This is a genomic window from Streptococcus sanguinis (genome assembly GCA_013378335.1).
Taxonomy (GTDB): domain Bacteria; phylum Bacillota; class Bacilli; order Lactobacillales; family Streptococcaceae; genus Streptococcus; species Streptococcus sanguinis_I.
This window is the reverse complement of the sequence record CP040556.1, coordinates 685,876-705,611: the sequence shown is the minus strand read 5'-3', so window position 1 is coordinate 705,611 and position 19,736 is coordinate 685,876. Positions and strand designations below refer to the sequence as shown.

Genomic DNA, 19,736 nt, shown 5'->3' with positions numbered 1-19,736 from the left:
TTTTATTTATTCTTATAAATATTGATCAAATGATGAATTAAATCCTTCAGAAGAACTGTTGTCATCAAATGGTCTTGTCCATGTATCATGATGATACCAAGCTCGATATTTTCACCAGAAGCTTCCTTAGCTAACATATCCGTCTGCTTATTGTGTGCTTCAGCCAAAATCTTGTTTGCATCTTCCACAAGCTTATCAGCTACTTCAAAATCCCCAGTCTCTGCAGCTTTCAAAGCTTCTAGGAGCTTGGAGCGAGCGTCACCAGCGTAGGCCACAATTTCAAAACCAAGCAATGTTACTTCTTCTCTATTCATGAGAGATCCTCCTTGTATTCTTATGTAAAATATTATTATTATTTTCTATTATAAAAGACGTTGAATATGCAGCACCAGGTAGACCCGTTCGCTGCGGTAGAGATCAATTCCCGTCTTCTGGGCAATGATTTGGTAAATATCGCTTCCGACCTGATAGGCTTGAGGGTAGGTCATCTGGATCTGACTCTCCATTTCCAGTAAGGAAACATTGTCATCACGGCTTCGGTTCAGATAGTCTAAAAAGTAGTTCAGGTGAATCATAAAACGGTCATAAAAGTTGCTGTTTTCTGCACTTCTTTTAATGCCATTTTTCTTCAGCTCTGTCTCAACAGCAGCCAGAATATCTTTTCGCCTGCCCAAGTGGCTTTGCCCCTCAGGATTGGTCTCCCCTTCGGCATTGATAAAGTGATAGGCAATCCGATTAACCTCGTCGCCAGGGAAATTATCCAACAACCGCTCGCGGTATATAACTACCGCTTCCTGAGCAATCTGATAAGGGACAGGGTATTTGTCCGAAGCATCCGGCAGATCGCTCTCCTTGTACCGCCCCTGCTGCACAGCCTGATAAGAACAGTAGATGTGATCCGTCAGAGTGACATAGATATACTCCTGGACAGGATAATCATACTTCTTAGAAAGGGTGTCAATTACATCATAAGTCACTGTGATAAAGTCCAGCGGAACATCTTTGAGCAAGGCCACAAAGTTTTCTTTAGACTCCTCCGTTCGTAGGCGAAAGATTTTCTCAATCTTACTTTCCAGAACGATGTCACCCTTCTTTTTATTAAAAGCTATGCCACTGCCAATCAGAACAACCTCTTCACCATTTTCATGTTTGGCTAGAGCAACATTGTTGTTCATAGGATGTATGATTCGATACATATCTCCTCCTCTTCATTTTCTAGGGTTCTGGCAAAACAAAAAGACCACAAACAAACCGAGGCTATATCTTCCCTCAATTTATTTGCGGTCACGCCTAATCCAACTTAGTAACGCTCACCCTATTCAATTTCTGATTTCATTATAGCATATCAGCATCAGAATGTAAACCCTTACTTTATTTATTTTTTAAACAAATTTTAGGCTCTTTCTTTCCAAGAGGTAGCTGTTTTTTGAAGAACCTTGTTGAGCTCATCAATATTTTCAAATCCAGTTGTACGAAGCCACTTGCGAGCTGCTTCTTCACCTTGCTCAATGTAATCTTTGACACTGCCAGCCCAAGTCGCACGTCCGCAAAGAACGCCGTTGAAGTTAGCACCTGACTCATGAGCAAACACAAGTGTTTCTTGGAAAAGTTTCGCTGATACACCCGCACTCAAGTAGATGTATGGCAGGTTAGTTGCCTCATCTTGTTCCTTGAAGAAGGCAGCTGCTTGTTCTTTAGTATGCACCACTTCATCATCGCCAAAGCCTTCAACGTATTTAACATTGACTGGAACTTCCACTTTTAAGACATCAATATTGAAACGTGGATCTGAGAAGACCTTCATGGCACCGATAACCTTGTGAGGTTTCACTTTAGCATATTCAGCGCTGGAAGAATCCGCAATCTTTTCATCGTAAGCCAAGATTTCAAGGAAGAAAGGAATGTCTTCAGCCACACACTCAGAACCCACACGCTCGATATAAGCCTGCTTTTGCTGGTTGAGTTCTTCAGAGCTGTCTACATCATAGTAAAGGAGGAATTTCACCGCATCCGCACCTTGTTCTTTGATGCGTTTTGCTGACCAAACATCCAGACAGTCTGGTAGGCGCTTGGTACTAGAAGTATCATAGCCTGTCTTTTCATAGGCCAATAGCAAGCCAGCATTCTTGTCCAAAGCCTTAGTAGCAGGCAGTCCATACTCAGGATCCAGCAGCATAGATGAAGCATAAGGAGTCAGCTCTTCTGCAACCAAAACTTTCAGTTCTTCCATTTGAGCTACTGTTGGTTCTGCTTTCTGGTGTTGAGCCATGAGACGTTTCAAAGCACCGCGTTGGTCAAATGCCAAGGCAGAAATGATGCCATTCTCATCAGAAAGTTTTTCCATGTACTTGCGTTTTTGTTCTGTTAATACCATTCTTTATACCTCTTTTACTGTGATTTGATCGTATAGGCCGTCGTAGTTTTCAACATTGACATGACCGGTCATTTTTTCCTGGGCATTGAGCATGCCGAGAACATTTGCCTTTTTGAGTAGGGAGACATCGTCTGCTTGATGACTCAAAGCTGAAGAAATCCCCGCAACAGTTGAGTCGCCAGAGCCAACTGGATTGACCACTTGGATTTTAGGAATATCTACTTTATAGAATGTATTCCAATGTTTGGCAAAAGCTCCATCTGCACCGAGTGATACGATGATCCACTCGATTCCCTCAAAGAGCGGTTCTGAAAGGACAGCTTTTAACTCATCCAAATCTTTTGAAATTTCGCGACCCAATAACTGAGAAAGTTCTTCGTTATTAGGCTTGATAGCAGTTGGCTTCACATCTGATTTAAGTACAGCTTCCAGAGATGCTCCAGAGCAATCCAGCACCACCTTATTGCCAGCTTGATTAGCAATTTCAATCAGCTGGATATAGTATTCTGTCGGCAAGCCCGCTGGCAAACTGCCCGAGATACTGACAACATCTGCCTCAGCCATCAAAGACCGGAAGTGTTCTTGGAAATCCCTCGCCTCATCAGCTGTAATAGTCGGACCGGCTTCCAGGATTTCTGTTTGCTTGCCTTCGTGCAAGACAGCAATGCAATTTCTCGTATCTCCCGAAATATTATAAAATAATGGCTGCACAGCTTGATGAAGATTCTGCAAGAGAAATTCCCCATTAGTCCCACCAATCAGTCCCGTCGCAGCGACATTGTCTCCAATTTCCGCCAAGACCCTGGTGACGTTGAGCCCCTTGCCGCCTGCTGTCTTACTGACTTCTGCAACACGATTAACAGTATCTATTTTCAATTCTTCTAAAGGATAGGAAATATCGATAGAAGGATTCATGGTCACTGTAAGAATCATCTAGCTACCTCACTAATCGTGGTACTCTCCACGATCCCATTTTTCAAGAAATTCTGTAAAGAAATTATCATCTGCCTGATGAGCATTGTGGCTTTCTACATGCTCAATCTTAGCAATCAACTTCTTGTTTTCTTCGGTTGGTTTATATTCCGCATGAATGAAAGCTTCGATGATGTCACACATGAGGAGCTCACCAGTGATTTTTCCGCCAAAACCAATAACATTTGCGTTGAGCTCTTCCTTAGCATAGAGAGCCGAGGTCATATCGCGCACTAAAGCTGAACGAATACCAGGAACTTTATTTACAGCGTTGTTAATACCGACACCTGTACCACAGATACAAACACCAAGATCAGCTTGTCCACTAACGACTGCCTCCCCTACTTTTTTACCAAAGATTGGATAGTGTGTCCGTGTATGGTCATAAGTACCAAAATCAAGAACTTCATAGCCTTTTGATTTTAGAAAATCTGAGACTGCCATTTTTTCATTAGTAACGATATGGTCACATCCAATTGCAATTTTCATTTGATTTCTCCTTTTCTTAGCACATCTTGTTGAGCATGTCGACCCGGATTTGGTGGCGGCCGCCGTCGTATTTCCCGTTGACAAAGCCTTTGGCAATGTTCTTAGCCAAGCCTTCACCAACAATTTCAGCTCCCATCGTAATCATACGAGAGTTGTTGTGGCCACGAGTCATATAGGCAGAGCGTTCATCTGAGACTTCTGCCGCAACCATGCCTTTGATTTTGGTCGCTACCATGAATGGACCAGCCCCATAAGCATCGATGACAATCCAAGATTTTCCTCTTGCTTATTCACCTCAGCTGCAACTGCAAGGGTCACATCAACAAAATCCTGACCTTCTTTCGTCACATCCACCACTTCAAAGTTTTCTCCGATGAGAAAATCCTTGACCACATCTTTCAGCTTGCTTCCAGCAGCATCTGCTCCAATAATAATTGCCATGAGCATTCTCCTTTGTTTGATTTCTTGCACAGAATATTGTTTATAAAAAACACTGTCTGTTTCCTATAATCATACTATACTCCTTTAAAAGTCATTTGTCAACACATTTTTGTTTGTTTTAATCAAAATATTTTTGAGGATGATTAAAATAAACAAAAAAAGCTCCAAAAGAGCTTTCTGATAATTTTTTTATTCATTTGATAAATTGCAAGAATAAGTGCAACACTTACTCTAACTCATCCTCTAGAGCTTCACAAGCGGTTCTGTAAGCTAAACATTTTCGTGGTCGGTGATTGATCTCATATAAAGCCTTGTGCAAAGCTTCATCAGAGATAGCGGCTAAATCTGTTTTCTTGGGGAAATATTCTCTTAGTAAGCCATTTGCGTTCTCATTGCTTCCTCTCTGCCAGGATGAATAGGCGTCCGCAAAGAAAAAGGAAATTCCCAAATTCTCTACCAGAGGATAGCAGGCAAACTCTTTTCCCCTGTCTGAAGTGAAGGTTTTAAGAGCCTCTTTTGGAAATAGCTTACAAAGTTGCTTGATGGCTGAAAACATGGCTTTGGCAGTTCTGTCTGGTATCTTGAAAGCTAAGTAAAAGCGCGTTTTTCGCTCCAGAAAAGTAGCTAGACACCCCTTGCTTTGGCCTCTGGAAGACACCACAGTATCGAGCTCCCAGTGACCAAAAGTTTTACGATTCCTGACCTCTTTAGGACGTTTGGCAATCGACGTGCCAATCCTAAATGTCCCACGTGTTTCTTTGGGTTGTCGAGTCTTTCCTTTACGACGAAGGACGCTCAAATCCAGATCAATCAAACCAGCATAGAGCCAGTTATAGATGGTTTTAAAAGCTACCATTGGCTTTTGTTCAAGCTGATAGCGGCCACAAATCTGTTCAGGCGACCAGGAGGATTTTAAACCGTTCTCAATATCCTTTTTCAACTTTGGTGTCAAACGAGACTTCCGACCTTTTTGCTTGGCCTTGCAGTCGTACTGCTCCTGTGCTAAGGCTACAGAATAACCATTTTGGCATCGTCTTAACTCTCTGGAAATAGTAGACTTATGGACGCCAAGTTTACTTGCGATTTGGCAAGGCTTCAAAGCTAATTTCAAGTAGGTTTCTATCTTTATTCGGTCGGTTATGGTAAGATGGGAGTAGCTCATAGTTTTTTCCTCGGGTTCTGTTTGTGTGGTTACTTACAGTTTACACCAATGAAATGCTATGAGTTTTTTTGTTGCACTATATTTTACAATTTATCATTTAAAATAAACTAGGAAATAACCTTGGTATAAATTTCCAGCTCTTCCTGAGCATTTTCAGACATCTGGTCTGTAATAACAGCTGTAATATCTGCCAAAGGACAGATAGAGGTGAAATCTTCCTTGCCAATCTTAGAAGAATCAATCAGTAGGTAGGTCTCTGTCGAGCGCTCCAAAGCTAGCTTCTGAGTATAGGCCTCTTCAAAAGAAGAAGTCATAATCTGCCCATTTTTGATACCATTGCCGCTGAAAAACATCTTAGTAAAGTACATTTTATCCATGATTGCATTGGTCATCTCGCCAACAAAGGCTTGAGTCGCTTCCCGCATCTCCCCACCAAGTAGAAAGACTTTGAAGGTATCCGACTTCTTCTTCAAAAGATCATGAAAGATCGGCAGGCAGTTGGTAATCACGCGCAAATTCTGATTGGTGATTTCCTCAGCCAGTACTTCCACAGAAGTCCCCGGTCCAAGAAAAATAGTATCGCCATCTTCAATCAGCTCCACAGCCTTCTTGGCAACAGCCCGCTTGGCTTCGATATTCTGATAAAGCTTCTCTTCATGAGGGATTTCTCTGTACTTGAGGTGCTGATTACTTTTAGCCCCACCGTGAACACGAGTCAGCAGCCCCTTGCTTTCCAGCTCAATCAAGTCCCGCCGAACCGTCATATCTGAGACCTTCATACTATCTACAATCTCAGCAACCGTCACTGTCCCAGCTCGATCCACCAGCTTAACTATTTCGTCTTGTCTCTGATTTTTACCCATACTTTAGCCTCTCTACACATTAGTTTTGTTTATTATAACTCATTTTTCTGTTTTTTTCCATATTATTTGTTTGTTTTAAACAAAAAGAGATATAAAAATCCCCCAACAGACTCTTGCTGGGGGATTGTCATTAGAGCAAAGATTGCTATCCAATCAAACTTCCATTTGGGACTTTTTCGTCCACAGTAAGGAGAGTCAGTTGGTCACCATGCTCGGCTGATAGAATCATGCCTTGGCTGATGCGGCCCATCATTTTGCGCGTTTTGAGATTGGCTACGATTTGGACTTTCTTACCGACTAGTTCTTGCTCGTTTGGATAGTATTTGGCAATACCAGAGAGGATTTGGCGGTCTTCACCGTCTCCAGCATCCAAGCGGAACTGGAGCAACTTGTCAGAACCTTCAACCTTAGAAACTTCTTTGACTTCTGCGACACGGATTTCCACCTTATCAAAGTCGTCAAACTTGATTTCCTTTCGGTTGAGTTTGAGCTCGACTTCTTCTGGATTCCATTCTTTTTCAAGCGCAGGTTTGTTGCCTTCCATTTGGTCTTTGATATAGGCAATTTCTTCTTCCATATCGAGACGCGGGAAGATTGGTGTTCCTTTTTCTACAACTGTCAGACCTGCTGGGAGCTGGTCAATTGCTAGATTTTCCAGAGACGTTGCTTGAGGCAAGCCAAGTTGGCTGAGAACAGCCTTGCTGGTTTCCATCATGAAAGGCTCAATCATATGAGCTACAACACGGAGGCTAGCTGCCAAGTGACTCATAACTGCTGCCAGTTCTTTGACCTTAGCTTCATCCTTAGCCAGAACCCAAGGAGCTGTTTCATCGATATATTTATTGGTGCGGGAGATGAGCGTCCAGACTGCTTCCAGAGCACGTGGGTAGTCAACTGCATCCATGTGTTTGTAGTAGTCAGCGATGGATTCAGATGCCACCTGAGCCAGAGCTCCGTCAAAATCCGTCACATTTTCTTCGTAGGCTGGTACCTGACCGTCAAAGTACTTGTTAATCATAGAAACCGTACGGTTGAGGAGATTTCCAAGGTCATTGGCCAATTCATAGTTGATACGACCTACATAGTCCTCAGGTGTGAATGTTCCATCAGATCCAACCGGAAGACTGCGCATGAGGTAATAACGCAGGGCATCCAGACCATAACGTTCTACCAGCATTTCCGGATAGACTACATTACCCTTAGACTTGGACATCTTGCCATCCTTCATGACAAACCAACCGTGAGCAATCAAGCGGTCGGGCAGCTTAATATCCAGCATCATGAGCAGAATTGGCCAGTAGATAGAGTGGAAACGCAGAATGTCCTTACCCACCATGTGGAAGACTGTTCCATTCCAGAATTTATCGTAGTTAGCATGATCATCCTGACCGTAGCCAAGAGCCGTCGCATAGTTAAGCAGAGCATCAATCCAGACATAGATAACGTGTTTAGGATTAGATGGCACAGGCACGCCCCAAGTAAAGGTTGTCCGAGATACCGCTAAATCTTCCAGGCCCGGCTCAATGAAGTTTTTCAGCATTTCATTAAGACGTCCGTCCGGCGTGATAAAGTCAGGATGTGATTTGAAAAATTCTACCAAGCGGTCTTGGTACTTGCTAAGGCGCAGGAAGTAAGACTCTTCTGATACCCACTCCACTTCATGTCCAGATGACGCAATTCCGCCAGTCACTTTCCCATTTTCATCACGGAAGACTTCTGCCAGCTGGCTTTCAGTGAAAAATTCCTCATCAGATACAGAATACCAGCCTGAATATTCACCCAAGTAAATATCATCTTGGGCTAAGAGACGTTCAAAGACATCGGCTACAACCTTTTCATGGTAGTCATCGGTCGTCCGGATAAATTTATCGTAAGAAATATCCAGCAGTTTCCAGAGTTCCTTGACCCCAACTGCCATGCCATCGACATAAGCCTGAGGACTGATGCCAGCCTCCTCAGCTTTAGCCTGAATCTTCTGTCCATGCTCGTCAAGACCAGTCAGATAGAAAACATCGTAGCCCATGAGACGCTTGTAGCGAGCTAGAACATCACAGGCAATGGTCGTATAGGCAGAACCGATGTGGAGCTTACCGCTCGGATAGTAAATAGGGGTTGTAATATAAAACGATTGTTTTTCAGTCATTTTTTAATCCTTTCAAGGCTAATGAAACCTTTTTTAATAGCACTTCATTATATCATATTTTGTTAAGTTTGCGAAAAGACATTCATTAACAGTCAAATCAATTAAAAAACCTAGAAAATATTCTAGGTTTAATAGGTTACAACATTCAAGTTGCCACTCTCATACTCAGCGATGAAGACATTAGAAATATCAGTATATCCGTCTTTAGCCAGTCTCTCCACCAGCCACTCTTCTGTTTTATCAATAGACTCCAGAATATCAATTTGGACAACACCATCTGTGATAAGGGGATATTTAGGATTCTCTTCACCAGCCTGTACAATAATCAGCTGGCCGTTTTGTTCTATAACCGCCCGTTTGACCTGCTTGAGCTGGAAAATACCTTGGCTGCGCAGCTTCAAAGCCACATCTGCTGCTGAAAGACCAACAGAACGGCAGGCTTCGGGAATCAATTTCCCATGCTGAATCAACGTTGTCGGCTTGCCATCAATCAAATGCTTAACCGCACGGACATTGTTATTGAGCCACTTTAGGATCAAGACCAAGATAGTCCACATGATGAGAATGACTGCATACTGAAGAATATTAATGGAGCTATTATAAATCACCCCACCGATAATGCCACCAAGGACATAGTTTTGAATCTGGTCGATCGCTGAATTGGGCGCCAAATTGCCTTTTCCCGTCACATTAATAACAAAAACCAGTGAGAAAAGTCCCAGTGCTAGCTTAATTAGGATTTCAAGAAAATTCAATGTCATTTTTCAACCTCCACTATTTCGATATCTGTCGTCTTATGCAAATCAATTTTTTCAAGCAAATATTTATCCGGCTCACTTCCGCTCATAGCCCGATAAAAGTTCTTTCCTACTTTCAAAATCGCTCCATCAGTTGCGGCTGAAGTATTGACATAAACTTCCGACTTATCCACACCCAAGTCTTCTGAAATGACCTCAATAAAATGCAGAGAGGTTTGAAACTGGTTGTTAGAGTCTTGGTCAGTCTGAAAATTGCTAATGCCAATCAAGACCATAGCCACCAAGGCCAAAACAGAGATGATGGCTAGTTCCCGGAATTTTGAATCACGCTTATTGCGATAGGCCTTAAAAGCAAAAAATCCTGTCACAAGCAGCAGCAAGACAGAAAGCGCAACTGTCACCCAGTTTTGCTGGCTAATCTGACTCAAAACATAATCATAAGAATAGAATTTCATGGTTTCTTCCCTCTATTTTTCTAGGATAATTATAGAAAAATTTTCATTATTTTTCAAGCTTTCTTACAATCACTTTGCTATAAATCAGTTCTAAATTTTGTTATAATAAACTCAGAAAATTTTACTAGAAAAGGAAATTTTATGAAACTCATCTCTTGGAACATTGACTCTCTCAACGCTGCATTGACCAGTGATTCTGCCCGCGCTCAGCTCTCTCAAGCAGTCCTTCAAACCTTGCAAGCGGAAAATGCAGATATTATCGCCATTCAGGAAACAAAACTGTCTGCGACAGGTCCGACAAAAAAACACTTGGAGATTTTGACAAATCTTTTCCCAGACTACGAAAACACTTGGCGCTCCTCACAAGAGCCGGCCCGCAAAGGCTATGCAGGAACCATGTTCCTCTACAAAAAAGAACTGACGCCAACCGTAACCTTCCCTGAAATCGGCGCTCCGTCAACCATGGATGTCGAAGGCCGCATCATTACGCTGGAATTTGACGGTTTCTTTGTCACTCAAGTTTATACGCCCAATGCTGGCGATGGACTCAAACGCTTGGATGATCGTCAAGTCTGGGATGCCAAATACGCTGAATACTTGGCAAGACTAGATGAACAAAAACCAGTCCTCGCTACTGGCGACTACAATGTGGCCCACAAGGAAATCGACTTGGCCAATCCAGCCAGCAACCGCCGTTCACCAGGCTTTACTGACGAAGAACGCGCTGGCTTCACCAACCTGCTAGCTAAAGGATTTACCGATACCTTCCGCCACTTGCACGGCGATATCCCTAACCAATACACCTGGTGGGCGCAGCGCAGCAAGACTTCTAAAATCAACAACACAGGCTGGAGAATCGACTACTGGCTGACCAGCAACCGTGTGGCTGACAAAGTGACCAAGTCTGATATGATTGACTCCGGTGCGCGCCAAGACCACACACCCATTGTCATGGAGATTGAACTCTAAGGAGAAAACGAATGGACTATCAAGCTGTCATTCCTGAATTTGTGGTATCTGACATCGAAAAATCACGCCACTTCTACTGCAACTTGCTGGGATTCTCTGTCCAATACGAGCGTCCAGAGGAGAAATTTCTCTTCCTCTCGCTTGAAGACTGCCAACTTATGCTAGAAGAAGGCAGCGCAGAAGAATTAGCCCAACTAACTTATCCCTTCGGACGTGGTATCAATATTTCCTTTGGCATCGAGGATGTTTCTCAGCTCCACCAAAAACTGCTGGAAGCTGACTATCCCATCCATCGTCCGCTGACAAAAAGAGAATTTCGAGTGGGAGATAGTTTTATTTATCCCCATGAATTTGCGATTTTGGATCCAGATGGTTATTTTTTAAGATTTAGTGAATAAGAAAAAGGAGGCTGCTGGCCCCTTTTTCAGTAGGTAAATATAAATTGACAGACCTGTAAATCCAGTGGCAAAAACCTTTGCTAAATCCCATGAAATCAACATGTCAAAGAATTTTGATAGTCATTTTTTGTATAATTAAGTAGAATGAAATCAGAAAGCGAGGAAATCTTATGCAAGTCGGAAAGCAAATCCAGCACTATCGTAAAGAGAAAAATTTATCTCAAGACGATTTAGCTGAAATAATCTTTGTCAGCCGTCAATCCATTTCCAACTGGGAACGCGGCGCAACCTATCCTGATATTCAAAATCTGCTCTTACTGAGCAAGGTCTTTGAAGTGTCATTGGACAAACTAGTAAAAGGAGATTTGGAAACCATGAAACAAATTATTCACGACCAAGAATTTATGCGCTATCAAAAAGATGTAGCGGTTTTTGCCATTTTACTAATTGGCAGTCCTATAATAATGATTCCACTAATTCTTTATTTGGATTGGTACGGTATCGCTATTAGTTGCTTGATTTTTGCTATCACTATGTTCTATGCCCTACGCATTGAGAAATTCAAGAAAAAGCATAATCTTCGTACCTATCGACAGATTGTCGCCTATGATCAAGGACGCAGCCTGAGCGAGATTGAAGAAGCCGAAGAAAGAGGTAAAGCTCCCTACCAAACAATCATTCTTGCCGTTCTATTTAGCCTTGGAATTAACGCTATTGCTCTGCTATTTTACTGGATCTTACTTACTTTCTTCCCTATCAAATAAAAGCGAAGTCATCAGACCTCGCTTTTTAAATGTCTTTAAAGTTATAGAGTTGCGGATAGTGATCGCACTCGGGATTTTTAGGATGACAGATGGCACGGCCAAAGTAAATCATAGCCTGATGAGCTGGCAACCAACGTTCCGGTGGAAGGACATCCATAACTCGCTTTTCTACTTCTAGTGGCGTTGCTGACTTTTTTACAATATCATGGTGCTTGCAAATGCGCTCCACATGAGTATCGACAGCAAAGGCTGGAATACCAAAGCCCACACTCATGACTACATTGGCCGTTTTGCGACCAACACCAGCTAGACTTTCCAATTCTGCCCGCGTTTGTGGTACTTGGCCGTCAAAGTCATCCAAAAGCTGCTGGGAACATTTCTTCAAAAACTTGGCCTTGTTGCGATAAAGACCCAGACGGGAGATGTATTTAGCAATGTCTGCTTCACCAGCCGCAGCCATGTCTTGAGGACTTGGATAGGCTTCAAATAAAGCCGGTGTTGCCTTATTGACCGCAGCATCTGTCGTCTGAGCCGACAGCATGACCGCTACCAAAAGCTCAAAGTGATTGCGAAAATCCAGACTGGGCTTGGCATCAGGAAAGAGGGCAATAATCTCTTCAATGACATGTCGAGCTCGTTTTTTTGATAAAACCATGATTCTTCTTTCTAAGATTGAGATAGATTTATTATATCATGAAAAGCTTTTTAATGTCATTAAGAGCTTCTTCTGCCACGCTTCCTAACCCAAATTCAATCATACAATCTACTTGAACCACATTCCCTAAAAGAAAAATCATGACATCTTGTATATTCTTTCCTAAATATTTCTCTTTTCAATGCAGATTTCCTGTTGATGGGACTAAAAATATTTTTATCTCAATTTTATCACTGTGCAATATCGGACCAAAAAGAAATTTGGGGTAAATCAGATAAATTTGTCTCTCTGCTTATTGCAATTCCATGAAAATAATCTGTTAAACTTTTAGAATAATAAATTATATCGGAACCAACAATTGAAAATACTGGCGAAATCGGAGTATTACATGACGCAATATACCTATGACCAGAAATAGGAAATAATGTTGGAGAATTTATTAAACGACTTCGTATTTCTCTTTTCATAAGTTCTAAATCGCTAGGAGCTTCTCCCCAATTATCACTCCAATCAACATATTCTATTTCTTCTGCTATATTTTCTTTGATTATTTGTATGTAATTGCTCAGCATTTTAACATTCTGAGGTGAAAAGTCACTCCAATCATACCAGTTTTCAGGAAGTTCCTCCATATTTCCAAAAACTTTTTTAAATTCGTCAGGTAAATAAATTCTATAAGTTTGTTCTATCTTTCTAAACGTTCTATCATTAAATTTTTTTGACATTATATTCTCCTTATTTTATTCTTGTGAAAGTTTGATAGTGATCTTGAGTATACCAAACAGAACCATCCTCACCTATAACAATTCTTTCGGGTCCTCTTGGTATTCCTTTTTGATATGGATGAACATCGTACTCCTTATATTTAGTTCCATCTGGAAGAAATTCTTCACCATTTAAAGGTTTATTTTTGTAAAGTTTTCCACCTTTAAATCCATCTGGCGGATTCCCCTTATTGCTTTCAATCTGTGAAATAGTATCTTCAACATATTGAGGAATTTTATTAGCATCTTTAATATCTTCTACTTTATCTACTACTTTAGCAGTATCAGTTACCTTATCCACTGCCTTTGCCGTTTCCGTAGTCTTATCCACTGCCTTGGCTGCATCTGCTACATCATCTATCTTATCGACTACTTTTGCCACATCGCCAACAGTATCAACTGCTTTGGCGACTTTACCTGCCCCCTTAGCAATTGGGATGAGATTCATGAGTGTCCAAACACCAGCTTCAAAGCGATTAGCATTCTCACCTGTAACAGGATCTTTCCCGTCTATCAGTCGTTTAATATCATAAATTCCAGTAAATTCACCTAGTAAATTTTTACCAAATTCTTCCGTTCTTTTCCATACTTCTGCATTCCTAACTTGCTTTTCCTCATCTGTCAAAATTGGGGCTGTCCCTACTGCATTTTTATAATCATAGGCAGCTATAAGTTTATTAATAGAGTCTGAATCTCCTTGATTCGCTCGTTCAATCAACCTTTGCAATTCCTCTAGACTTTGAGATTTTTTAGATAGATTAGTAGCTTTATTTCTGACTCCCCAAGAGCTTTGAATATTTTGGGACCAATCTGTTGGTGCAGAATGAAAGCTACCATTGAACCCCTTAAAATCTGCACCTATCATCGTTAATCCTTGCATCACAGACGAATACATATTCTCAGCTCCAGACAATAGAGTTGCTGAACCCGCTGCAAAATTTCTGAGCTTAGTCAATTTTTCCTGATAACTATCTCTTAATGTTTGAGCCGACTGCAGATTCTGCTTTATTTCTTGCAAACCAGCGACAGAATCTTTTAATCCAAGTTTTTTTACCTCAGAAATAATTGCATTATAATTTTCAATAATTCCATCTTGAGCAGTGATTTGCGCTTCAAGTGTTGCTTCATCTAAGTCCTCTTCTCCAACATCTGAACGGTAGGTAGTTGGCAGACTACTTGTTCCAGATGATAACTCTTCCGAGAACATAATGCGCTTTTCAATAAAGGAATAAGAACATTTCCAGCATAAGCTTTGGCTCCGCTATAAGCGGTTCCTTGCAGATTATTTGCACCTATAAAAACTTCCAAGGCTGCAATAACAGAAAGATAGGCCGTCGTTCTACTTGTTACTACGCTAGAAGCTGTCGTTGCTTGGGTATCCGAAGAACCCAAACTCATTTTAATACCCATAATTTTTCCTCCTGGACTTCTCTTCCTCCAGATGTATTAACCTATGCTCTCGCTCTAGATTTTTTAGTTTTTCTTCAAAAGCTGTTTCTTCTTTCTGCAGTAGCTTCTTATTTTTCTCAATTATGCTTACCAATAAGTCAGATGTATGCTGCAGTTGTTCCAAGGTAGTTTGGCGATTAATTTCATCTTTATAGGATAGATTATAATATAGAAGTTCATTTAGAAGTAATGTTGAATTAGAATATCTTGTATCGATTTCCAGTTCAAGGTTTGTTATTTTCTTTTTTTATCTTGTATATCAAATATCTTTTCCTGAACAATTATTTTTTCATCACGTACTTGTTCCCAAGTTCTTTTACTGTCCTTCTTATCATTCATGCCCCGCCTCCAATATTTTGTTCAAGGGAGTTTTTAATGAATTTTCTGGTGAAGAAGGTTGTATTTGAGGACCATAACCTCTCATTCTAAGATTCACTCCATTTTCAAATAATTTACTCAAATCAGAATCTTTAGCATCAAATTCTTGTGCAAGACTATGAACCAAGTATACAAATTCACCAATTTTTGTACTAATACTTTGAGCGATAACCGCCTCATTGGTTAATAAATTCCCTGCAGTGGTATTCCCTTGATAACTACTAGTGCTATCTTTTGTAACTTGGCCAGATATTAAAATACTATTTCCTCCTGCAACAATCCGTCCAGCTATATTAGCTGCAGTTTGCAACTCACTTTGTATATTCCCCATCTCTTTTTTTATCCTTTCATTGAATATTTATTCAAATTGCTTTTGTTTATTGGAATTGAAACAAAAAATGTAATTTTTGATACTTAAGAGCAACATCTATCATATCAGTCCAAAAATAAAAATTTTTAACCACTTTTTTATCAAGCCTTATCTTCTCACAACCCCAACTCTTCATAAGCCTTCCTGTAGCCAATCTGCAAAATCTGGTTATCTCGAACTAAGAGCGGTCGTTTAATCAGCATCCCGTCTGTCGATAATAAATCAGCAGCTTCCTGGGCTGTCATATGTGGAACTTTTTCTTTGAGCCCTAGCTCACGGTATTTGAGACCGCTAGTATTGAAAAAAGCCTTGAGCTCAAAGTCCGAGTTCTGGATCCAGTCTAGGAGTTGGTCCCGGCTAGGTGTATTTTGGACAATATCCACCGCTTCAAAGTCCACTCCTAATTGATTGAGCTCAGCCTTGGCCTTACGGCAGGTAGAGCATTTGGGGTATTCGATAAATTGTAACATTGTTTTTCCTCCGTCCCTATGATAGCCCAGCTAGCTCCTTCTTGTCAAGCCGAGACTCATTAGAAAAAGCCGACAAGCGAAAGGCTTATCGGCTGGTACAGACGCATTCAATAAAGAAACACCTCTATTTTTCGATTATTTTTTAATTAAACGCACGCGCACAATATTGTCGCTATTCTCAAATTTATCAACCAAGTCCTGAATCTTGCTTTCATCCGACTCATCCAGATCCAGCAAAGTATAGGCATAATCGCCTTTGGAACGATTGATGATATTGTCAATATTGATATTCAAATCACTGACCGCTGTTGAAATCCGAGCCACAATATTCGGTACATTTTTGTTAATCAGAGTAATCCGATAAGGCGCTGAGAGAGCCTGACGGACATTAGGGAAATTCACAGAGTTGATAATTTCCCCCGTTTCCATGAAGCGGCGGATAGTTTTCCCAGCCATAATAGCACAGTTCAGCTCAGCTTCCTCTGTCGAGCCACCCAAATGCGGAAAGACTGTAATCTGCGGATGACGGAGTAGTTCTTCTACACCAAAGTCTGTGATATAGCGCTTGATAACACCTGTTTCCAAGGCATCAAAGAGGGCAGCATTGTCCACCAGCTCTCCACGGGCAAAGTTGATAAGGGTTGTTCCCTTTTGCATGAGACCAAAAGCCTCCTGATCGAAAGTAGCGCGTGTATCCTCAGTCAGGGGCACGTGGATAGTGATATAATCACTCTTCTCAAAGATTTCCTTAATATCCGCTACCCGTTTGACATGACTAGAGATATTCCAAGCTGTTTCAATGGATACATAAGGATCGTAGCCTAGGACGTTCATCCCCAGACGATAGGCATCATTGGCAATACGACCGCCGATAGCTCCCAGACCAATGACTCCCAAAGTCTTCTCTGAAATCTCTGTCCCAGCAAACTGTTTCTTACCAGCTTCTACTTGCTTGGGAACATCATCTCCAGAAAGGCCGTTAGCCCAACTGTTAGCTGCGATATAGTCACGGGCAGACAGAAGAATGGAAGCCAAGACCGCTTCTTTCACCGCATTGGCATTAGCTCCTGGCGTGTTGAAGACCACAATTCCCTGAGCTGTTGCCTGGTCGACCGGAATATTATTGGTTCCTGCTCCGGCCCGCGCAATGGCTTTGAGCTTGCTCGGAAATTCCTGTCCATGCAGGTTTTGACTACGGAGGATATAAGCATCTGGATTGTCAGACTTGTCTCCGTCAATCTGAAAAGCATTGCCCAGCTCCTTAAGCCCGATTTGATTGATATTGTTAAAGGTTTTGACACTAAAGACCATAGATTCCCTCCCTTAAGAATTCTCTTCTTCAAATTTCTGCATAAAGGCAATCAAGTCCTTGACTCCTTGGAGCGGAAAGGCATTGTAGAGACTAGCTCTCATACCGCCTACACTGCGGTGCCCCTTGATATTCTTGAATCCCTCTGCTGCGGCCTCTTTGTTAAACTTGGCATCCAGCTCTGGAGTTGGTGATACAAAGGGAATATTGGCGACTGAGCGTTGCTCCTTATAACGGACTGGACTGCGGTAAAAATCAGACTGCTCAATGAAGTCGTACAAAAGGCCTGATTTTTCACGGTTGAGCTTTTCCATTTCTGCTACGCCACCCAGCTCCTTGACCCACTCAAAGACCAGCTTGGCCATATAGATGGCAAAAGTCGGTGGTGTATTGTAAAGAGAGCCATTGTCTGACTGAATGCGGTAATCTAACATACTAGATAGAACTGGCTCATCATCCAGCAAGTCTTCTCGGATAATGACAACTGTCACGCCGGCAGGTCCGATATTCTTCTGAGCCCCAGCATAAATCAAACCAAAATCCTCTACTCGGTACTGAGCAGCAAGGATATTAGAAGACATGTCCGCCACAATCGGTACGCCATTTGTTGCAGGCAGATCATAAATAGCCGTTCCTTCGATAGTATTATTGGTTGTCAGATGCACATAAGCCGCCTGCGGATCAATCTCCTTTTCATCAAAAGAAGGAATTTCTGTGTAATTTAAATCCTCTGACGAAGCCAAGAGAATAGGCTCAAAAGGAATAAACTTAGACAGTTTGACTGCTTCAGTGTAAGCTTTCTTTCCCCAAGATCCAGCCACTAGGTAATAGGCCTTTCCACCTTGAGTTAGATTAAGGGGAATCATACTAAACTGGGTAGAAGCCCCACCCTGCAGGAAGAGCACGCGGTAATTGTCTGGAATATCCATGAGCTCACGCAGCAAGCTCTCAGCTTCTTTGATAATATCGTCAAATTCCTTGGATCGGTGGGACAGCTCCATCACACTCATGCCACTTTGGGCATAGTCTAAAAACTCAGCCTGAGCTTTTTTCAAGACTTCCTTGGGCAATACTGCCGGTCCAGCAGAAAAATTGTAAATCGTCATATCCTACCTCCAAAATTTATTTTGTATATCATATCACAAAGTTTAGAAAATATCTATTTTATTTTAGAAATCAAGCACTTTTTTAGCCAATTCCCGAACATTGTTGAAATATAGATAAGCAAAACCAACTGTCTAATCCAGATAACAAAAAAAATCCTGATTTTAAGTCAGGATTAAATAGTCTTACTAAAAAGCTGAGTTGCGCTTTTTCCAATTCTAAAAGAGACAACTGGTTGTATTGAGAAATTTCTGAGAGTCTATCAATCCATATTTCCATGATAAACCGCATAGAGCTCGCTCTTGTTCCTGCCGTATCTCTTGGCGACGTTCTTGATGGCATGATTTTTTTTGCTGCCGGCTTCAACTAAAAGATCAATTTCAGCTAGGATCTGCTCTTGAGATATTTCTTGTTGAGCATCTTCTGCCGCCCCAGCTACAATCAAGAGACACTCTCCTTTAGGCGGATGTTCAGCCGTATAAGCCAACAATTCTGAAATCTGCCCTCGCTGATACTCTTCGTGAATCTTAGTCAGCTCGCGCACCAAGACGACTTGGCGGTCACCATAAACTGGCAGCATGTTTTCCAGCGTAGCCCGAACCCGATGAGGGGATTCGTAGAAAATTTGGGTCTCAGGATAGGATTTTTTGCTAGTGAAAAATTCCTTCTGCTGGCCAGCCTTTCTAGGTAGAAAACCATAGAAAATATGCGGTTGTGGAGCCAATCCGCTGGCAATCAAGGCTGTTATTCCAGCACTAGGACCAGGAATCGGCACTACAGTAATTCCAGCTTCTAGCGCTGCCTGAACCAAATCATGTCCAGGATCAGAAATACTGGGCAGACCAGCATCCGAAACCTGGGCTATATCATTTCCTCTTTGAAGCATGTCCAAGAGAACTGGGATTTTCTCCTTGGCATTGTGCTCGTGAAAGCTGATTTGTTTAGTCTCAATCCCAAAATGCTTAAGCAGCAGGCCGGTGTTTCTCGTATCTTCAGCCGCAATCCTATCGACCTCTTTCAAAGTATTGACCATACGGATACTCATATCATCCAGATTGCCAATAGGAGTCGCAACCAGATAAAGCTTGCCGTAGGCAGTTTCTCCCTTAAAACTTTTTTGAACCTGCATCACTACTCCCTAAATAACAATTCATCACAGAACATGCACTCTGCGTCATTCTCCCGGCGCTGGCCATAGAAATCCGTACAGACATGAAAGCCGTCATAGTAAAGCTTGCGCAGATTATCTCGGTTTTTCTTGGTCTTGGTCGGAGCTTCCTTCTCCACCTCTCCCAAGCGCTCCCTCAGCTTGTCATTTTCCAGATGCAGAGCAATATTTTCCTCTACCACACTCTTGAGATTTTTCTTGACAGCTTCCACCTCAGCAAGGGTCACTAAAAGCGTCTGTGAAAAATCATCTAAGGCGTCAAATAAGTCTTTTTTATCCAT

At 41.8% G+C, this 19,736-nt stretch carries 24 protein-coding genes and 4 pseudogenes; 4 read left to right on the top strand and 24 right to left on the bottom strand.

The window, feature by feature from the left end:
- Nucleotides 1–2 precede the first annotated feature (2 nt).
- The 8 genes and pseudogenes from FFV08_03745 to FFV08_03710 form a co-directional block, all read right to left on the bottom strand.
- Nucleotides 3–314 (bottom strand): PTS lactose/cellobiose transporter subunit IIA, encoded by a 312-nt coding sequence (locus FFV08_03745; protein ID QLB51849.1) that lies wholly within the window; start codon nt 312–314, stop codon nt 3–5.
- A 48-nt stretch (nt 315–362) separates the two neighbouring features.
- Nucleotides 363–1,196: a transcription antiterminator gene (locus FFV08_03740; protein QLB51848.1), complete on the bottom strand. Its 834-nt coding sequence runs from the start codon at nt 1,194–1,196 to the stop codon at nt 363–365.
- Between the two features lie 197 nt (nt 1,197–1,393).
- A complete protein-coding gene (gene lacD, locus FFV08_03735; GenBank protein ID QLB51847.1) occupies nt 1,394–2,374 on the bottom strand; it encodes a tagatose-bisphosphate aldolase in 981 nt (326 codons plus the stop codon).
- Nucleotides 2,375–2,377: 3 nt separating this feature from the next.
- The gene (locus FFV08_03730) at nt 2,378–3,307 is read right to left on the bottom strand and encodes a tagatose-6-phosphate kinase (protein QLB51846.1); all 930 of its coding nucleotides are present in this window, start codon (nt 3,305–3,307) and stop codon (nt 2,378–2,380) included.
- A gap of 12 nt (nt 3,308–3,319) precedes the next feature.
- Nucleotides 3,320–3,835: a galactose-6-phosphate isomerase subunit LacB gene (gene lacB / locus FFV08_03725; GenBank protein ID QLB51845.1), complete on the bottom strand. Its 516-nt coding sequence runs from the start codon at nt 3,833–3,835 to the stop codon at nt 3,320–3,322.
- A 16-nt stretch (nt 3,836–3,851) separates the two neighbouring features.
- Nucleotides 3,852–4,276, bottom strand: a pseudogene (lacA, locus tag FFV08_03720) (galactose-6-phosphate isomerase subunit LacA).
- An 84-nt stretch (nt 4,277–4,360) separates the two neighbouring features.
- Nucleotides 4,361–4,473: pseudogene (locus FFV08_03715) on the bottom strand (hypothetical protein).
- A gap of 29 nt (nt 4,474–4,502) precedes the next feature.
- Nucleotides 4,503–5,438, bottom strand: coding sequence for an IS30 family transposase (locus tag FFV08_03710; GenBank protein QLB51844.1), 936 nt, complete (start codon nt 5,436–5,438; stop codon nt 4,503–4,505).
- A 21-nt stretch (nt 5,439–5,459) separates the two neighbouring features.
- Between FFV08_03710 and FFV08_03705 the strand changes: the two are divergent.
- Nucleotides 5,460–5,544, top strand: a pseudogene (locus tag FFV08_03705) (hypothetical protein).
- 1 nt (nt 5,545) lies between these two features.
- Here FFV08_03705 and FFV08_03700 read toward each other — a convergent pair.
- From FFV08_03700 to FFV08_03685, 4 genes are all read right to left on the bottom strand, one after another.
- Nucleotides 5,546–6,301, bottom strand: coding sequence for a DeoR/GlpR transcriptional regulator (locus FFV08_03700; protein ID QLB51843.1), 756 nt, complete (start codon nt 6,299–6,301; stop codon nt 5,546–5,548).
- A 145-nt stretch (nt 6,302–6,446) separates the two neighbouring features.
- A complete protein-coding gene (metG, locus tag FFV08_03695) occupies nt 6,447–8,444 on the bottom strand; it encodes a methionine--tRNA ligase (protein QLB51842.1) in 1,998 nt (665 codons plus the stop codon).
- Between the two features lie 128 nt (nt 8,445–8,572).
- Complete coding sequence (locus FFV08_03690) at nt 8,573–9,205, bottom strand: DUF421 domain-containing protein (protein ID QLB51841.1); 633 nt, start codon at nt 9,203–9,205, stop codon at nt 8,573–8,575.
- The gene (locus FFV08_03685; GenBank protein QLB51840.1) at nt 9,202–9,657 is read right to left on the bottom strand and encodes a DUF3290 domain-containing protein; all 456 of its coding nucleotides are present in this window, start codon (nt 9,655–9,657) and stop codon (nt 9,202–9,204) included. Before FFV08_03685 ends, FFV08_03690 begins: the two co-directional genes overlap by 4 nt.
- Before the next feature lie 141 nt (nt 9,658–9,798).
- Between FFV08_03685 and xth the strand changes: the two genes are divergently transcribed.
- Together xth and FFV08_03675 are read left to right on the top strand one after the other, a co-directional pair.
- Nucleotides 9,799–10,626 (top strand): exodeoxyribonuclease III, encoded by an 828-nt coding sequence (gene xth / locus FFV08_03680; protein QLB51839.1) that lies wholly within the window; start codon nt 9,799–9,801, stop codon nt 10,624–10,626.
- A gap of 11 nt (nt 10,627–10,637) precedes the next feature.
- Complete coding sequence (locus FFV08_03675; GenBank protein ID QLB51838.1) at nt 10,638–11,024, top strand: VOC family protein; 387 nt, start codon at nt 10,638–10,640, stop codon at nt 11,022–11,024.
- On the opposite strand, the pseudogene FFV08_03670 reads toward FFV08_03675, so the two are convergent.
- Both FFV08_03670 and FFV08_03665 read right to left on the bottom strand, forming a co-directional pair.
- A pseudogene (locus FFV08_03670) lies at nt 11,000–11,126 on the bottom strand (hypothetical protein). The gene FFV08_03675 and the pseudogene FFV08_03670 sit on opposite strands and share 25 nt — an antisense overlap.
- Nucleotides 11,120–11,221 carry a hypothetical protein gene (locus tag FFV08_03665; protein ID QLB51837.1) on the bottom strand — a complete coding sequence of 34 codons (102 nt, stop codon included), beginning with the start codon at nt 11,219–11,221 and terminating at the stop codon, nt 11,120–11,122. Before FFV08_03665 ends, FFV08_03670 begins: the two are co-directional and overlap by 7 nt.
- Between FFV08_03665 and FFV08_03660 the strand changes: the two genes are divergently transcribed.
- A complete protein-coding gene (locus FFV08_03660) occupies nt 11,195–11,788 on the top strand; it encodes a helix-turn-helix transcriptional regulator (protein ID QLB51836.1) in 594 nt (197 codons plus the stop codon). The genes FFV08_03665 and FFV08_03660 overlap by 27 nt on opposite strands.
- Nucleotides 11,789–11,813: 25 nt before the next feature.
- Here the strand turns inward: FFV08_03660 and nth are convergent, their stop codons facing one another.
- The 10 genes from nth to yabA form a co-directional block, all read right to left on the bottom strand.
- On the bottom strand, nt 11,814–12,443 hold the full coding sequence (nth, locus tag FFV08_03655) for an endonuclease III (protein ID QLB51835.1): 630 nt from the start codon (nt 12,441–12,443) through the stop codon (nt 11,814–11,816).
- A 230-nt stretch (nt 12,444–12,673) separates the two neighbouring features.
- Nucleotides 12,674–13,168 carry a hypothetical protein gene (locus FFV08_03650; protein QLB51834.1) on the bottom strand — a complete coding sequence of 165 codons (495 nt, stop codon included), beginning with the start codon at nt 13,166–13,168 and terminating at the stop codon, nt 12,674–12,676.
- Nucleotides 13,169–13,178: 10 nt separating this feature from the next.
- The gene (locus FFV08_03645) at nt 13,179–14,414 is read right to left on the bottom strand and encodes a hypothetical protein (GenBank protein QLB51833.1); all 1,236 of its coding nucleotides are present in this window, start codon (nt 14,412–14,414) and stop codon (nt 13,179–13,181) included.
- Nucleotides 14,336–14,617: a hypothetical protein gene (locus tag FFV08_03640; GenBank protein QLB51832.1), complete on the bottom strand. Its 282-nt coding sequence runs from the start codon at nt 14,615–14,617 to the stop codon at nt 14,336–14,338. Before FFV08_03640 ends, FFV08_03645 begins: the two co-directional genes overlap by 79 nt.
- 370 nt (nt 14,618–14,987) lie before the next feature.
- The gene (locus FFV08_03635; GenBank protein QLB51831.1) at nt 14,988–15,365 is read right to left on the bottom strand and encodes a TIGR04197 family type VII secretion effector; all 378 of its coding nucleotides are present in this window, start codon (nt 15,363–15,365) and stop codon (nt 14,988–14,990) included.
- A 155-nt stretch (nt 15,366–15,520) separates the two neighbouring features.
- Nucleotides 15,521–15,874 (bottom strand): arsenate reductase family protein, encoded by a 354-nt coding sequence (locus tag FFV08_03630; GenBank protein ID QLB51830.1) that lies wholly within the window; start codon nt 15,872–15,874, stop codon nt 15,521–15,523.
- Nucleotides 15,875–16,009: 135 nt separating this feature from the next.
- Complete coding sequence (locus FFV08_03625) at nt 16,010–17,185, bottom strand: phosphoglycerate dehydrogenase (GenBank protein QLB51829.1); 1,176 nt, start codon at nt 17,183–17,185, stop codon at nt 16,010–16,012.
- A gap of 12 nt (nt 17,186–17,197) precedes the next feature.
- A complete protein-coding gene (serC, locus tag FFV08_03620) occupies nt 17,198–18,289 on the bottom strand; it encodes a 3-phosphoserine/phosphohydroxythreonine transaminase (GenBank protein QLB51828.1) in 1,092 nt (363 codons plus the stop codon).
- A 260-nt stretch (nt 18,290–18,549) separates the two neighbouring features.
- On the bottom strand, nt 18,550–19,416 hold the full coding sequence (rsmI, locus tag FFV08_03615; protein ID QLB51827.1) for a 16S rRNA (cytidine(1402)-2'-O)-methyltransferase: 867 nt from the start codon (nt 19,414–19,416) through the stop codon (nt 18,550–18,552).
- Between the two features lie 2 nt (nt 19,417–19,418).
- Nucleotides 19,419–19,736, bottom strand: coding sequence for a DNA replication initiation control protein YabA (gene yabA, locus FFV08_03610; protein QLB51826.1), 318 nt, complete (start codon nt 19,734–19,736; stop codon nt 19,419–19,421).